This is a genomic window from Actinomadura harenae, from assembly GCF_003696215.1.
Lineage (GTDB): Bacteria > Actinomycetota > Actinomycetes > Streptosporangiales > Streptosporangiaceae > Spirillospora > Spirillospora harenae.
Window position 1 is genome coordinate 1 of sequence record NZ_RFFG01000017.1, and the last position, 14,963, is coordinate 14,963.

General features: G+C 70.7%; 15 protein-coding genes. 11 read left to right on the forward strand and 4 right to left on the reverse strand.

Annotated elements, in window-relative coordinates; translation table 11 throughout:
• Nucleotides 1-421: 421 nt before the first annotated feature.
• From EBO15_RS11890 to EBO15_RS11910, 5 genes are all read left to right on the forward strand, one after another.
• The gene (locus EBO15_RS11890; protein ID WP_147481464.1) at nucleotides 422-958 is read left to right on the forward strand and encodes a hypothetical protein; all 537 of its coding nucleotides are present in this window, start codon (nucleotides 422-424) and stop codon (nucleotides 956-958) included.
• A 296-nt stretch (nucleotides 959-1,254) separates the two neighbouring features.
• Nucleotides 1,255-3,063 carry a fatty acyl-AMP ligase gene (locus tag EBO15_RS11895; protein WP_122194408.1) on the forward strand — a complete coding sequence of 603 codons (1,809 nt, stop codon included), beginning with the start codon at nucleotides 1,255-1,257 and terminating at the stop codon, nucleotides 3,061-3,063.
• A gap of 51 nt (nucleotides 3,064-3,114) precedes the next feature.
• A complete protein-coding gene (locus EBO15_RS11900; RefSeq protein ID WP_122194409.1) occupies nucleotides 3,115-5,745 on the forward strand; it encodes an MMPL family transporter in 2,631 nt (876 codons plus the stop codon).
• Nucleotides 5,735-6,766, forward strand: coding sequence for an alpha/beta hydrolase (locus EBO15_RS11905; protein WP_158628199.1), 1,032 nt, complete (start codon nucleotides 5,735-5,737; stop codon nucleotides 6,764-6,766). Before EBO15_RS11900 ends, EBO15_RS11905 begins: the two co-directional genes overlap by 11 nt.
• A 102-nt stretch (nucleotides 6,767-6,868) precedes the next feature.
• Nucleotides 6,869-7,564 (forward strand): TetR/AcrR family transcriptional regulator, encoded by a 696-nt coding sequence (locus EBO15_RS11910; protein ID WP_122194411.1) that lies wholly within the window; start codon nucleotides 6,869-6,871, stop codon nucleotides 7,562-7,564.
• Here the strand turns inward: EBO15_RS11910 and EBO15_RS11915 are convergent.
• Nucleotides 7,528-8,187, reverse strand: coding sequence for a TetR/AcrR family transcriptional regulator (locus EBO15_RS11915; RefSeq protein WP_122194412.1), 660 nt, complete (start codon nucleotides 8,185-8,187; stop codon nucleotides 7,528-7,530). The genes EBO15_RS11910 and EBO15_RS11915 overlap by 37 nt on opposite strands.
• Nucleotides 8,188-8,345: 158 nt before the next feature.
• Here EBO15_RS11915 and EBO15_RS11920 point away from each other — a divergent pair, with 158 nt between their 5' ends.
• The 3 genes from EBO15_RS11920 (at nucleotide 8,346) to EBO15_RS11930 (ending at nucleotide 11,747) form a co-directional block, all read left to right on the forward strand.
• Nucleotides 8,346-8,951, forward strand: a complete 606-nt coding sequence (locus EBO15_RS11920; protein ID WP_122194413.1) for a hypothetical protein — start codon at nucleotides 8,346-8,348, stop codon at nucleotides 8,949-8,951.
• A gap of 132 nt (nucleotides 8,952-9,083) precedes the next feature.
• A complete protein-coding gene (locus tag EBO15_RS11925) occupies nucleotides 9,084-9,674 on the forward strand; it encodes a hypothetical protein (RefSeq protein ID WP_147481465.1) in 591 nt (196 codons plus the stop codon).
• Nucleotides 9,675-9,863: 189 nt separating this feature from the next.
• On the forward strand, nucleotides 9,864-11,747 hold the full coding sequence (locus EBO15_RS11930) for a Vgb family protein (protein WP_122194415.1): 1,884 nt from the start codon (nucleotides 9,864-9,866) through the stop codon (nucleotides 11,745-11,747).
• A gap of 275 nt (nucleotides 11,748-12,022) precedes the next feature.
• On the opposite strand, the gene EBO15_RS11935 is transcribed toward EBO15_RS11930, so the two are convergent.
• From EBO15_RS11935 to EBO15_RS11945, 3 genes are all read right to left on the reverse strand, one after another.
• Entirely contained in the window at nucleotides 12,023-12,220 is a 198-nt protein-coding gene (locus tag EBO15_RS11935) for a DUF397 domain-containing protein (RefSeq protein WP_122194416.1), read from the reverse strand.
• A gap of 116 nt (nucleotides 12,221-12,336) precedes the next feature.
• Nucleotides 12,337-12,540, reverse strand: coding sequence for a DUF397 domain-containing protein (locus EBO15_RS11940; RefSeq protein WP_122194417.1), 204 nt, complete (start codon nucleotides 12,538-12,540; stop codon nucleotides 12,337-12,339).
• A 27-nt stretch (nucleotides 12,541-12,567) separates the two neighbouring features.
• Nucleotides 12,568-13,440, reverse strand: a complete 873-nt coding sequence (locus tag EBO15_RS11945; RefSeq protein ID WP_122194418.1) for a helix-turn-helix domain-containing protein — start codon at nucleotides 13,438-13,440, stop codon at nucleotides 12,568-12,570.
• Nucleotides 13,441-13,642: 202 nt separating this feature from the next.
• On the opposite strand from EBO15_RS11945, the gene EBO15_RS11950 reads away from it, so the two are divergent.
• The 3 genes from EBO15_RS11950 to EBO15_RS11960 all read left to right on the forward strand — a co-directional run bounded on the left by EBO15_RS11950 (nucleotide 13,643) and on the right by EBO15_RS11960 (nucleotide 14,925).
• Nucleotides 13,643-13,924 carry a hypothetical protein gene (locus EBO15_RS11950; RefSeq protein WP_147481466.1) on the forward strand — a complete coding sequence of 94 codons (282 nt, stop codon included), beginning with the start codon at nucleotides 13,643-13,645 and terminating at the stop codon, nucleotides 13,922-13,924.
• 96 nt (nucleotides 13,925-14,020) lie between these two features.
• The gene (locus EBO15_RS11955; protein ID WP_122194420.1) at nucleotides 14,021-14,317 is read left to right on the forward strand and encodes a hypothetical protein; all 297 of its coding nucleotides are present in this window, start codon (nucleotides 14,021-14,023) and stop codon (nucleotides 14,315-14,317) included.
• A gap of 125 nt (nucleotides 14,318-14,442) precedes the next feature.
• Nucleotides 14,443-14,925, forward strand: a complete 483-nt coding sequence (locus EBO15_RS11960; protein WP_122194421.1) for an ATP-binding protein — start codon at nucleotides 14,443-14,445, stop codon at nucleotides 14,923-14,925.
• Nucleotides 14,926-14,963 lie beyond the last annotated feature (38 nt).

Below are 14,963 nucleotides of genomic sequence, written 5' to 3' on the forward strand. Positions count from 1 at the left end.
CCCGCCCGCCTCCGCGCCCGCGCCCGCGCCCGCCACCCCGCCCAAGGCCGCGACGCCGACGCCGCCCAAGGCGGCCGCTTCTCCGCAAGCCGCAGCGCCACCGAAGGCCGCAGCGCCGCCGAAGGCCGCCGCGCCGCCCAAGGTCGTTCCGCCTAAGGCTGTGGTGCCGCGGGTTCCTGCTCCGCAGGCCGCTGGGCCGCAGGTTGCTCCGCCGCGGGTGGTGGGGCCTCGGGGGTCGGCTCCGCATCGGCATCGTGGGCATGGGCGGCATCGAGCGGCGGCGGGGATGCACAGGCCGCATGCCGTGGTTCCCCGGGTTCCGCATGTGCCCGTGCCGCGCGCCGTCGCTCCGCGGCCGCCTCGCGTGCCGCACGTCCAGCCGGGGCCCGCCGTGCCTCCGGCGCCGGTGCCGCGGATTCCGGTGCCGCATGAGAACGTGACGCCGCTGGTCCCGCAGCCTCTCGTCCCGGGGGTGCCGCCTGTGCCGCACTCGCCCGTGTCGCGTCCGGGCGCGCAGTCGTTGGCGCCGTCCGGGATCCCGGTGCCGACGCCGCCGCCCCAGCAGGGGCCGATGGACATGCCGACGATCGGGGCCGGCGCTCCGACGTCGCCGACCGCGGTGCTGCCGACGATCAGGCCCGGGGCACCGGGGCAGAACGATCCGCTTCCCGGGCCGTCCGGGGAGTCGCAGATGACGCTCGTGTCGCCGATCAGCGACATCAAGGACGCCAAGGACTGGGCCATCGTGCTCGGGATCGTCCTGGTCGCCGAGGTGGTGCTGCTGTGGGGCGTGGCGTGCCTGTCGCTGCTGCGGCGGAGGCTGACGCTGAGCCGGACCGGGGCCTCCTCGGACGCGACCGCGACCGCAGGCGCGACCGCGACCGCGGCGGCGGGTGCGGGCGGTAGCGCGGGCAGCGGTGCCCGCTGGTGGTCGCTTCCTCGTCTCCGCAGGTCTTGACCTGCGGAGACGGCGTCGCGGCGGACGGCCGGTCCGTCCGCGCGCGATATCGACATCGCTCGCTTTTCCGCCAAGAGGGCTTGTCACCGGAGTGACAAAGGCGGCCCGGGGTAATGTGCGTCGAGGCTAATGCCCGCCCCGGCTACCATCCGGTAGCTTTCACGCTGCACGCTCTCATGCCGCCACCGCAACGCACCCGCCGGGAGACCGGCGAACCGCCGGGCGGCACGCACGTCCGCCGACGGCGTCCCGGCCCATCGGCCGCCGTCCGGCCCATCCCCCCGGGAGTTGGATCCATGGCACTGGGCTCGCTGCTTCCCGACTTCGCGCCCGGCGGTTCCGGCCGGATCCCGCTGGTCCAGCGGGTGGCGCGGTGGGCGCGGGAGCGGCCGGACGACCCGTCCTGGACGTTCGTGGAGTACTCGTCCGACCCGTCCGGCATCCGGACCACGCTGACCTGGGCGGAGAGCGACCGGCGGGCGCGGGCGATGGCGACCCGGCTGCGGCGGGCCGCCGATCCCGGCGACCGGGTGGCGCTGCTGCTGCCGCAGACGCCCGACTACCTGATGACGATGCTCGGCGCGATGCTGGCGCACGTCGTCGCCGTCCCGCTGTTCTCGCCCGACCTGCCCGGCTACGCGGACCGGCTCATCGGCGCGTACACCGACTCCGAGCCCGCCGTGGTCGTCACCTCGCGCGGCGCGCTCCCGCAGGTCGAGAAGTTCCTCGCGGACCACGACGTGCCGCGCCCGAAGGAGATCGTGATCGCCGAGGACGTCGACGTGTCCCTCGCGGACGCGTGGACGGACGAGCCGGTCGGCTTCGACGACCTCGCCTACCTCCAGTACACGTCCGGCTCGACGCGCCGTCCGGCCGGGGTGGAGATCACGCACGGGAACATCACCGCGAACGCCAGCCAGATGTGGGCGGGCTGGGCGCCCGAGCGGCCGGACCCCGAGCTGGTCAGCTGGCTGCCGCTGTTCCACGACATGGGCCTGATCGCGACGATGGCGATGCCGCTGGTGAACGGCGACCACGTGATCTACACCGAGCCGATGGCGTTCATCATGAACCCGATGCGGTGGATGCGGCTGATCGCCGAGCGGCCGAACAAGAACGTCTACACGGCCGCGCCGAACTTCGCCTACGAGTACGTCGTCGCGCACGCGACCCCGCAGAAGCTGGACGGCCTGGACCTGTCCGGCCTTGTGACCTGCCTGAACGGCGCGGAGCCGATCCGTCCGGCGACGCTGTCGGCGTTCGCGGAGAAGCTCGCGCCCGCCGGGCTGCGGGCGGGCGCGCAGGCCCCCGGCTACGGGCTGGCCGAGGCGACGGTGTTCGTGTCGGCGGCCGCCGAGGACGCCCCGCCCAAGGTGATCACCGTCGACCGGGAGGCGCTCACGCAGGGCCGGGCCGTCGTGGTGGCCGAGGACGCCGTGAACGCCAACCCGCTCGTCTCCTGCGGACGTCCCGTCGGGCAGATCGTCGCGATCGTCGACCCGGAGACCCGCCGCGAGCGGCCGGACGGCGTCGTCGGCGAGATCTGGGTGCACGGCCCGAACACCGCGCCCGGCTACTGGCGCAACTCCGAGCGCAGCCAGGACACCTTCGGCGGACGCCTCGCCGAGCCCGGCGACCTGCCCGAGGGCCCGTGGACGAAGACGGGCGACTACGGCATCGCGCGCGAGGGCGAGCTGTACGTCACCGGCCGCATCAAGGACCTCATCATCGTCGACGGCCGCAACCACTACCCGCAGGACGTCGAGCTGACGACGGAGGAGGCGCACCCGGCGGTCCGCGCCGACCACGTCGCGGCGTTCGCCGTGCCGGGCGGGGAGACCGAGCTGCTGGTCGTCGTCGCCGAGCGGAACCGGCGGGTGCCGCTGGCCCGGCTCGACCTCGCCGAGGTGGAGAACGCCGTGCGCGGCGCGGTCAACGTGGAGCACGAGATGAGCGTCCACGCGTTCGTCCTGATCGAGCCGGGTGGCGTGTCGCGCACCTCGTCCGGCAAGATCGCCCGAGCCGCCACCCGGCGGCGGTACCTCGCCGGGGAGCTCGCCACCACCGAGGCGAGGCTCGCGACGCGGGCGGCCGCACGCGGATAGCCCGGTTAGGCTCCCCGGCACCGGGGACGCTCGAACGACTTCTGGAGGACCATGCTCGGGGGGCTGGGCCGTCTCATCCAACGGCAGCGCTGGACCAGCCTCGTCCTGATCCTGCTGATCACGGGGTTCGCGGCGCTCTGGGGCGCGGGCGTGCTGGCGAAGTTCAAGCAGGGCGGGTTCGAGGATCCCAAGGCGTCCTCGACCACCGTCGCCAAGCTCGGCTCGACCTATTTCGGGAGCACCAACCCCGACGTGCTCGTGCTCTACAAGAGCGACACGATGACGGTGGACGACCCGCGCTACCAGGCGGCGGTCGTCTCCACGGTCGCGCGGCTGCCGAAGGCGTACGTCAGCCAGATCATCACGTACTGGTCGTTCGACAAGAAGTCGGACGCCGACAACCTCGCCTCGCGCGACCGGCACCAGACGATCGTCACCCTGAAGATCGCCGGGGCGAACGACACCGTGCGCGGGGAGAACTACCTCGCGGTCAAGGACCATCTCAAGGCGCCCGGGCTCGACACCCGGCTCGGCGGCGGGTTCCCGCTCGGCACCGAGTTCGGCACGCAGGTCGTCGCGGACATCGTGCACGCCGAGACGATCACGGCGATCCCGCTGTTCGTGCTGCTGGTGATGCTGTTCGGCGCGGTGACGGCGTCGCTGCTGCCGATGGTCGTCGCGCTGTTCTCGGTCCTCGGCGGGCTCGCCGTCCTGCACCTGGTGACCTACGTCGCGGACGTCACGTCGATGGCGCTCGAGGTCGTCACGATGATGGGCGTCGGCCTCGCCATCGACTACTCGCTGTTCGTGGTGAGCCGGTTCCGCGAGGAGCTGGAGCACGGCCAGCGCGCCGCCGGGCTGCCGCCTGGGAAACCCTGGAAACAGGGGGCGACGCGGGCCGACCGGCAGGCGGCGAAGAAGGCGCACCGGGCGCTGCCGCGGGACGAGCGGCGGACCGTCCGCCGGGAGTACAAGAGCGCGCTCAAGCCGGTCGTGCGGACCGCGCTCGGCCGGACGCTCGCCACCGCCGGTCGGACGATCATGGTGTCCGGCGTGACCGTGTCCGCCGCCCTCGCCGGCCTGCTCCTGTTCCCGCAGATGTTCCTGCGGACGATCGGCCTGGCCGGGATCGCGACCGTGCTGGTCGCGGTGTTCGGCGCGACCGTCCTGCTGCCGACGATGCTCGCGCTGCTCGGCCCGAAGGTCGAGTTCGGGCGGATGCCGTGGCGGCGCCCGGACGCGCACCGCGACCCGGACTCCGGTTTCTGGTTCCGGCTCGGCACCAGCGTCATGCGGCGTCCGCTGCCGTACTTCGCGGCCGTCCTGGTGGTTCTCGGCGTGATGTTCGGGCCGTTCCTGCACGTCCAGTTCGGGTCGATCGACGCGCGCGTCCTGCCGAAGGACAGCCCGTCGCGCGGGGTGTTCCAGACCGTCCAGAGCCAGTTCCCGAACCAGACGGCCGAGCCGATCGACGTCGTCCTGTCCGGGGACCTGGTGCCGAGGCACTGGACGCCGTCGAGGAAGGGCGACAACATCCCGCCCTTCCTGGAGGACTTCCGCAGGCGGCTCGCCGCGATGCCCGGCGTGACGGACGCCAAGTTCACCGGTTACGCGGGCGACTATCCCGGCGTCCGGATCTCGGTCACGCACAAGTACGCGCCCATGGACGAGCACGCCCAGCGGCTGGTGAAGGACATCCGGCACCTGTCCCTCTCCAAGGACGGCGTCCCGATGCACATCGACGTCGGCGGCGCCACCGCGGGCCAGATGGACCTGATGTCGAGCCTCATCCGGACGCTGCCGAAGATGGCGCTGTTCGTCGGCGTCGCGACGTTCGTCCTGCTGTTCATGTTCTTCGGGTCGGTGGTGCTGCCGCTCAAGGCGATCGTCATGAACGTGCTGTCCATCGGGGCGTCGTTCGGCGCGATCGTGTGGGGCTTCCAGTACGGGCACCTCGCGGGCGTCCTGGACTTCACGCCGACCGGAAGCGTCGAGGCGACCTCGATGATCCTCATCCTGTCGGTCGTGTTCGGCCTGTCCATGGACTACGAGGTCTTCCTGCTGTCCCGGATCCGCGAGGAGTGGGACCACAGCCACGACAACCGCATGGCCGTCGCGCGCGGCATGCAGAAGACCGGCTCGATCATCACGAGCGCCGCGCTGCTGTTCCTCGTCGTCATCGCCGGGTTCTCGATGGCCGGGATCACCGTGGTGAAGCTGATCGGCGTCGGCATGTTCGTCGCCGTCACGGTGGACGCGCTGCTCGTGCGGTCCCTGCTCGTCCCGGCGACCATGCGGTTCATGGGACGCGCGAACTGGTGGCTCCCGGGCTTCCTCGCGGGCCTGCACGCGGCCCTCGACCTGCGGGAGCGGGACGAGCCCCTGCCCGGTACGCCCGCCCCGGCGGCGGCCGCTCCCGCGCCGCGCGGGCCCGCGGAGGCCGCGCCGGGCGTGATCGCGGTCGACTGGAAGAGCACCCCGGCGACGGCGAACGGGGAGTCGCGTTCGGGCACGTCAGAGGCGGTGCCGGACATGTCGGCGGACGGTCCGTGGCGGCCCTGGGCGGGCGGACGGCCGGAACCGGGAACGGCCCTTCCGGGTGACTCCCGGCGTGAGATAGTTCCCAACCACGATGGTTCAGGCTGGAGCTGGAACACCGTCAAGGAGAACGATGACCCGTAGGCCGCGTCGCCCCGTCTCCCGCACGATGCCGACGGTGGCCACGGCCGCCGTCATCGCCGGTGCCCTGCTTCCCCTCACGGCGACGACCGGGACGGCGGACGCCGCGACCCTCGCGAAGGCCGACGACGGCGCGTCCATCGCCGCGTACAAGTGGCTGAACAAAACGAAGACGGCGTTCGACATCACGGTCGAATCGCCCGCGCTCGGCGCGCAGCGCAAGGTCCGCGTGCTGCTGCCGAAGGGCTACAGGTTCTCGTCCCCGAAGGCGTGGCCGGTCGTGTACGCCTACCACGGCGGCAACGACTCCTACGTCTCGTGGACGCGCAGCTCCGACATCCAGAGCGTCGCGTCCAAGTGGGGCGTCATGGTGGTGATGCCGGAGGGCGCGAACGGTTCCTACACGAACTGGTTCAACTACGGGAAGGGCGGCACTCCGCGCTGGGAGGACTTCCATATGAAGGAGGTCCGGCAGCTCGTCGAGCGGAACTACCACGCGGGCGCGTCGCGCGCGGTCATGGGCATCTCGTCCGGGGCGGAGGGCGCGTGCACCTACGCCGGACGGTATCCCGGCGAGTTCCGGTTCGCGGCGTGCTTCAGCGGCGTCCTGTCGATGAGCCTGCCCGGAATCCCGGCGCTGCTCATGTACACCAACACCAAACCCGGCGTCGACCCGAACGCGATCTGGGGCATCCCGCGCGTTGACCAGGCGAACTGGGACGCGCACGACCCGGTGAAGCTGCTGTCCAAGGTCCGCGGGACGCGGTTCTACGTGTCGGCGGGCAACGGCACGCCCGGCCCCTTCGACAAGCCCGGCACCGCACCCTGGGACATCGGCTACCTCAGCGAGAAGGCCGTCAACCCGACCGTCCAGGACTTCGCGAAGCGGGCGCGGCAGCTGCACATCCCGATCACGGCGCACATGTACGGTCCCGGACGTCACTCGTGGCCGTACTGGAAGCGCGAGATGCACACCGCATGGCCGCAGATCATGAAGGCCATCGGGGCCAAGCCCGTCCGCTGACCTGGGCGCCCGGTCCGCCCGGCCGTCTCGGGGGCGCGTGCCTCGACGTTCGGCAAGTAGGGTGGACGGGACGGCTCGTGAGCGGAGGAGCGCGCGGACGCCATGTTGGGGCTCCCGGACATCCCACTTCCCGGCACCCGGTCGGCGCTGGAGCCCGGCCGGGCCATCAAGCCCGGACGGCACGGCCTGCCGCCCGAGACCGTGGCCGCCATCCAGCGCGACCGGCTGATCGACGCGTTCGTCCAGGTCGTCGCCGAGCGCGGTTACGCCGGGGCGACGATCGGCCGGATCACCGACGCCGCGGGCGTCACCAAGAAGACGTTCTACACGCACTTCGCCGAGCTGGACGACTGCTTCCTCGCCGCCTACGAGCGCGGCACGGCGATCGTCCTGGAGTGCATGTCCGCCGCGTTCGGCGCGGAACGCACCTGGCCGGACAGCATCCGCGCCGCGCTCCGCACCGTCCTGTGCATGCTGGCCGACGCCCCGCCGTTCGCGCGGATGGCGATGGTCGAGGTGAACGCGGGAGGCCCGCGCGTCCGGCGCGCGCGGATCGAGTGCATGGAACGCTTCCGCGCGTTCTTCGCCGGGCCCGGCGAGGTGGCCGTGCCGACCATCGTCGCGGACGCCGTCGTCGGCGGTGTCTACAGCGCCATCTACGTCCAGATCGAGAACGGCGAGACGACGGACCTTCCCGAGTTGCTTCCCCAGCTCACCTACTTCTCGCTGATGCCGCTGATCGGACGCCGCGCCGCCGCCCGCTACCTGGAGACGGCGGCGTCGGAGGCCGCGAAGTAGCCGAGCGTGAACGCGGCGAGCGCGGGCGCGAGATCGGGGAGCTCCCGCGTCCGGCCTGCGGCGACGCGCGCATAGACCGTTCCGTAGAGGCCCCCGATGATCGCGTCCCGCACGACGTCCGGCAGCGCTCCGGGGTCGGGTTCGGGAGCGGGGTCGGGGCCGGAGGCAGGCCCGCGGTCTCGGCCCGGGCCGGGACTGGAATCCGGGACAGGGCCGGGGCTCGGTCCGCGGAGCAGGCCGCGCAGGCCGCCGAGGAACCGCAGCCGTTCGAGGCGGACGCGCGGACCGGCGGAACTGACGTCCAGCAGGCAGGCCCGCGCGTGCTCCGGGGACGCGGCGATCATCGCCAGCACGGTGCCGAGTGCCGCCGACAGTCCCGCGCGCCAGTCGGATCCGGCCGCGCGGAACGCGGCGTCCGCCCGTGACCGCAACAGGCCGGTGCAGTGCCGGTAGAGCGCGACGAAGCAGTCGTCCAGGTCGGTGAACCGGGCGTGGAAGGCCGCCTCGCTGAGTCCGGCGGCGTCCGCCACGTCGCGCGGGCGGGTCCGGGGATAGCCGCGTTCGGCCACGGTGCGCGCGAACGCGCCGAGGAGTAGGTCGTGTTCGTGATCGGGTGTCGTCATCGAGGGCTCCGCTTCGGACCGCCGCTCCCCGGCGTCCGGATCCGGACGCCTCCCTGACTCAGGTTGACATGAAACACCACTTGGTTTCTAGTGGCACTCAGAACTCCCGCATCCGGCCGGTGCATCCACCCCACCCGTCCCGAGAGAGGACGCAGCACATGCCTTCGCGGATCATCAGCACGGCCCTGGCCGCCGCAGCCACCACCACGGGTCTGTTCGCCCTCGCCGCCGCCCCGGCGTCGGCCGCCGGCGGCATCTCCCCGGCCAGCACCCACATCGTCGCCACCAGCAGCAACGTCAAGTTCGCCGGATCCCTGGGCGGGCTGTTCAACTTCTCGGTCACCTGCCAGACGGCGACCGTCGCGTTCGACACCCCGGCGTCGGGCTACGGCCCGGTGAACCTGAACCCCGGCACGCCGAGCAACCCGAGCTTCGTCAACTGCAAGGACAACTTCGGCGGGACCGCGACCATCACGCCGCACGGCGTGTGGACGCTGTCGGCCACCGGCGGGTCCTCGCCCACCGTCACCGTCACCATCCCCACCGGAGGGGCGACCTTCACCACCTCGACGCTGCCCGGCTGCACGGTCACCGCCGCGCCGTCCGCGCCCGCGCCGATCAGCGGCCCGTACACCAACCCGCCGACCGCCTCGATGGCCCTCAGCGCCTCGGTGCCGTTCTCCGGGGTCGGCTGCGGTTCCCTCAGCCCGACCGGTTCGGTGACCGGCACCTTCACCACGAGCCCGGCGGTCACGATCTCCTGACCGTCGTCCTCCTGACCGATGCCTGAGCGGGCCGCCCGGCAACCCCGGGCGGCCCGTCCTGCCCTCCGGCGGACGCCCTCACCCCGCCGTCGGGGGACGCCTTCACCCATCCGTCCTGAGAGAGGACGCGCCATGCCTTCGCGGATCGCCCGCACCGCCGCGACCGCCGCCATCGCCTCGACCGCCCTGGTCGCCCTCACCGCCACCCCGGCCCACGCCGCCGGAGTCACCCCACCCGCCTGGCCGATCACCGCCACCGGATCCGACGTCCGTTTCACCATCAATGCCTCGGCGCCGTACACGATCGTCTGCTCGTCGATGTCGCTCAAGTTCACCACCCCGGCCTCGGGCTATGGCCCAGTGAACGTGAGCCCCGGCACGCCGGGGAACCCGAGCTTCACCAACTGCGGCGACAACTATGCGAGGTTCTGGGTCGCCGCCTCCGCCGGGACGTGGACCTGGACCGGAGCGTCCGGGCCGCCGCCCGCGATGAAGATCGGTGTCCCCGGCGGCGGGCTGACCCTCACCCTCTCCGGCCTCCCGGGTTGCACGATAAGCGCGAGACCGACGGTGATCACCCTCACTGCCGGCGGTGCCTGGTTCAGGGTGTTCAACGCGCCGATCCAGGCCGCCGCCTCTCCTTCGTGCGGGATCCCGGGTGGGGTCCTGACGCTCGGCTTCTCAGCCTCTCTCTCGCCCAGCACCGTGGTCGACATCACCTGACCGTGCTCTGGCAGGGGCCGTACGCCTGCCGCGTCCGTCTTCGTGTGGGGCCGACGTGGCGGAGCGGGTGTGGTTGACAGGGCGGTGCGGATTTGGCCGGTTGAGGTCGCTGTGCGGCGAAGGTCTTGACCTGAGACACTCCCAGGTTTCTATTGGGTGCCCCGGATCTTGATAGAAGGAGGCGATGGCATGCGCCGTCGACGCAATCGCGCCGCGGCCGTGGCACTCACGGCCGTCCTCGGCACGGCCCCCGTGGCCCTGCCGTCCGCCGCCCACGCGGCGGACGCGACCGAGTTCGGGCTCTCCATCCCGGACGTGACGCCGACGGGCGTCGCGGCGGCGAGCGGCGGCGGTGCCTGGTTCACCGAGTCCCAGGGCGGCATCGGCCGGGTCACCACGGACGGAAAGATCACCGAGTACCCGATCCCGAGGAACTCCGCCAAGGGCACCGGGTTCCCGGACGCGATCGCCACCGCCTCCGACGGCGCGGTGTGGTTCACCGACGTCTCCGGCATGGTGCCGCGGGTCGGGCGGGTCGACCCGGCGAGCGGCGCGGTGGCGACGTTCGAGCCGTCCGCGGACGCGCTCCCGGGCGCCCAGATCAGCGGAATCGCGGCGGGCGCGAACGGCGCGATGTGGTTCACGACCGGTTACAACGGGTCGATCGTGAAGATCACCGCCTCTGGTTCGGCCGGTGTCCTCACGACCTTCGCGACCGGCCTCAGCCCGTACTCGGTCACCGTCGGCCCCGACCAGGCCGTGTGGTTCACCTCGCTGGACGGCCAGATCGGACGGCTCGACCCGGCGACCGGCGCGGTCACCACGTACGCCGCGCCCGGCGCGATGGGAGGCGCCCCCGCGGTCGGCGAGATCACCTCGGGCGGCGGCAAGGTCTGGTTCACCGAGCCGGGCAACGGCAAGATCGGCTCGGTGGATCCGGCGTCCGGGCAGATCAGCGAGTTCGCCGTGCCGACCAGCGGTGCGCGTCCGACCGGCCTGACGGTGAGTCAGGACGGCGCGGTCTGGTTCACCGAGTCGTCCTCGTCCAACCTCGGCAAGCTCGACCCGTCCACCGGTCAGATCAGCGAGTACCCGCTGCCGGCCACCCTCTCGGGGCCGTTCCGGGTGACGGTCGGCGCGGACGGCAAGATCTGGTATTCCGCGCCCGGCCGCGGCCGTGTCGGCTATGTGGACCCGGCCGACCCGCCGTCCGGCTTCGCGCACTCGGCGACGCCCGGGTACGGCCCGGGGTTCCCGACCATGGTGTCGGCGACCCAGAACCGCTGCCCGAGCAACAGCCTCTGCATCTCGCAGGTCACGACGGGCGGCAACACCAAGATCGGATCCTTCGCGCTGGACCTGCCGCCCGCGGCGATCCGGATCACGGGATACATCGGCAACCCCGATTCGACGGGCAACCCGGTGCTGAACCCGCCGGTCTCCGGCAAGCAGTTCGAGGGGACCCCGGTGGAGGTCCCGGGCGGCCTGATCGGGCAACTGCCGCTGATCGGCCCGATCCTCGGCAAGACCCCGGCGGCGATGTGGGACGTCAACAAGCTCACCGTCAGCCAGACCCTCGCCGGGCCGGTGCACGTCCTTCAGGTTCCCGGCGGGTTCGGCGCGCAGGCCAGCCTCAACATCCACCTCAACAACACCCTGCTCGGCTCGAACTGCGTGATCGGCCCGGTGCAGGCCAGCCTCTCGCCGACCTTCACCGGCGGTAGCTTCCTGAACGACCCGCAGCTCGGCTGGTCGGGCGGCCAGATGGAGATCAACGCGCCGATCGCCATTCCCAAGGCGTCCGGCTGTGGCCCGTTCGGCCTCCTGGACGGCGTCATCAACCAGATGATGGGCCTGCCCTCACCGGCGGCGAACAACAGCATGAACCTCACCGGCATCCTGACCTTCGGCATCGGCGCCAACGCCTCGAACGTGCCGGACGGCCTGAAGGCCAACCCGTCCAACCCCACGGTCGCGAAGCTCCGTTCGGCGCTCCAGGCCAAGAAGCACGCCACCAAGCCCGCCGCCCACGTCGCCAAGAAGCACACCTACAACCTCAAGTCCCGCCACTGACCCGGTAGGCATCTAAGACGCGCAAGGGACCAGCCTGACGACACAGGCTGGTCCCTTGCAGCGTCGTCCCACCTCAACCACCTTCGCCGGCCCCTCAACGCACCCGGCCCTAGCCGACCCACACGCAGCGCGCCGCCCAAACACACGAGCACCAACTGAGCTCGTCAGCTCGTGCGCCACGAACACCCGAGCCAAGCTTCCCTGCGGACCCCAGGGGGTCTCCTCGAGGACAGCAGAGCCCCCGACCGAGGACGGGGGCTCGCAGGGGGTGGCGTCTACAGGTCAAGCAATCCTTCGCGGATCACCGAGGTCAGCGCAGTGAGCTCGCTGCGAGTGATCTCGAAGTGGCCGTTCTGCGGGTTCTTGGAGTCACGGACTCCCACAGCCCCGTCGATCGAAGCCAGTTCCACGCAGGTGCCCTCTTGGTTGCTGTAGCTGGACTTACGCCACTGAGCAAGCTCAATGTGGTGCATCGGAACTCTCCAGTCGGTCAGTTCAAGAGTGCGTCGTATTGGCTGCGACCATCGCCAGGCTGTCTGGCGGGCTCACTGGGAAGCATCCGGAGTCCGAAGGCTTCTTCCGTGATCGATCAGAGGTCGTACTTGCCGGTCTTCGCCTCACGAACGAAGGCGGCGAAGGCGGCCCGCTCCACCTGGATCATCGGGCCGGGACGGTTCTTGGTGTCGCGGACGGCGACTGTCGAGGCGAGGCTGGCCAGTTCGACGCATGCTCCCTGCTCGCCGGTGTAGCTGCTGGTGCGCCAGTTGGCATGGGGGAATGAGCTCTGCGGCATTGGTACGTCTCTCGTGTGGCGGTTAGGTCACGACGCCTGAGCCTCAAAGACGCGCGCCCTGGCGTCGATGAGATCCAGGCTAGCCTGCGCGCTGAGGGCATCGCCGGTCAGCCGCTGGAACGCGACCTTGACCTTGGCGACGTCCACATCGTCTTCCTCCAGCAGTTCCCCGGTGATGGTCTCGGTGTAGACGGCATCGGGGTCCTGCGGCTCAGGGAACTCCAGCATGGTGAAGGGCCCACCCATGCCTGCGTGTGCGCCAGCCGCGAACGGTGCGACCTGAATGGTCACCTTGGGTAGCTCGCTCAGCCTGATCATGTGGCGCAGCTGGGCGGCCATCACAGTCGCATCGCCCACAGGGCGCCAGAGGACGGCCTCATCGACGATCGCCCATAGGCGGAGCGGGTCACTCGCCTTCAGTGCCTTCTGCCGTTCCATGCGGATCTCGACGCGGTTTTTGACGCTCTCGTCATCGAGCTCGGACGGCCCACGTCGCAGCAGCGCATACGCGTACTCCTGTGTTTGGAGCAGGCCCGGCACCATGAGCGCCTCGAACTGCAAGACGGACGCCGCTTCGGCCTCGAGCCCGATGTAGGTCGTGTAGGACTCGCTGATCATTTCGCGGTAGGGGTGCCACCAGCCGCGTTCGCGGCCCTGCCGGGCGAGCGTGAGTACCTCCTGCCGTTGGCGTTGATCGTCGACGGCGTACAGGTTCAGCAGGTCCTCCATGTCGCGCAGGTTCGGACGCGACCAGACCCCGCGCTCCATTTTGGCGACCTTGCCGACGGTCCAGCCGAGGCGCCTGTCGACCTCGACAGTTGTGAAGGCGTCCCCGCGGTAGGTCTTGAGCAGGGCGGAGAGCCTGCGACGACGAAGGGTCGGGCTCTGCCGGGTCGTCATGGCGGCCTCCTTGCTCACGGTGGGTGAAGTGATCGTAGCCAGCCCCCATCATGCGCGTCGGCGACGCAGACATCTCGGCACTTTCTGGACGATGTCAATTAGCCTATGGCGAGTTTGCATCGTCTAGTGCACCATGGACCCGTACCCGGTCCAGCGAGTTGTCGCGAGCCGCTCCAAGGCCGTGACAGTGAGTGAGGTCGAGATGGCGGATGGTGCAGTGCCCGAAGGGGCGCCCGGCGGCGAACACCTGGAACGACTCCGACTTGAGAACCACCTCCTCAAGCAGATCGTCCGGCAGCTCACCGGCTGGTATCCGGGCTGGGACGACACGGGTCGCCTCTACGCGACCCGGGATCAGAAGCTCACTTCCGCCGAGGTCGACGCCGGAGTGCTCCGCACCGTCCAGGCGGACACCGCGGCCCAGCTCGTGAGCGCCATCCGCCGCGAGCTCAACAAGATCATCGCGACGTCCTGTGCGCGATGACCCGCCCGATTCCTGATCACGGGCGCGCGCTGGGATGCCGGTAGTTCCGTCAGCCGGATTCTGGGGCGCGTGCCTCGCCAAGCCATCGGAGTTCCGATGAGTGATCCGCTTGAAGGGCTCGCCGACGCACTTGCTGCTCGCGGGCTCAGCACCAAGTTCATCCCCGACGCCGACGGTGCCCCGGGCGAGTCCCTCCTCGTCCGGATCAGGGGTGTGCCCAGCATCGGCGACACGATCCGCCTCATCGAAGGACGGATGGTCGATTCCGTCGGCGCTGATCTGGGCGCCGCAGACGAGGCCGACGCGGTCGCCGCGACCATCGCGCTCCGCATGGCGACGCCCGCCCGCTTCGCCGACCACATCCGCGCCAACCCGCCGAGGGGCGCCACGTGAGCATCGAGGTCCTGTCCTCCGCACGCTCACCGCCCTGATCGTCGGGCAACGGATCACATCGCGATGCTGACGCGCCTGTCGGCCGGCCATGGGCACCAGGCGCTGGACAAGGAGGATCAGGAGAGATGGTCACGACGACGTGGAGGTACAGCACGGCGGTCGAATGGCTGCACGGGCCCGGCCAGATGCGCTGGCGGCGCACGTTCTCCGGCGATCCGGAGCAGGTGCCGATCGCCCGTCGTTTCGCCCGGGCGATGTTCGCCGGAGAGCAGTGCGCCGACGTGGTCGAGTTCGTCGTCGCGGAGCTGGCCGGTAACACCCTTCGGCACACACGCTCGTCCAAGTCGGACGGCTGGTTCGGTGTCGAGTTCGCCTACGGTGACCCTGTCTACGTCGGGATCACCGACATGGGTGGCGGCGGCATCCCCGCCGTGCTCCAGGTCGACGGGAACCGGGAGAGCGGACGCGGCCTGTACGTGGTGTCGCAGCTCGCGCTTGCCTTGGGCATTCACGGCAGCCCTGCCCTCGGTCACACCGTCTGGGTGGACATCGACCGCCACAAGACCCTGGAAACCCCACCCGGACTCGCCGTCGCGCTGGTCTCTTAGAACTCCTGACGAGATGGCGTACTCCGGCCGGAAGCCGT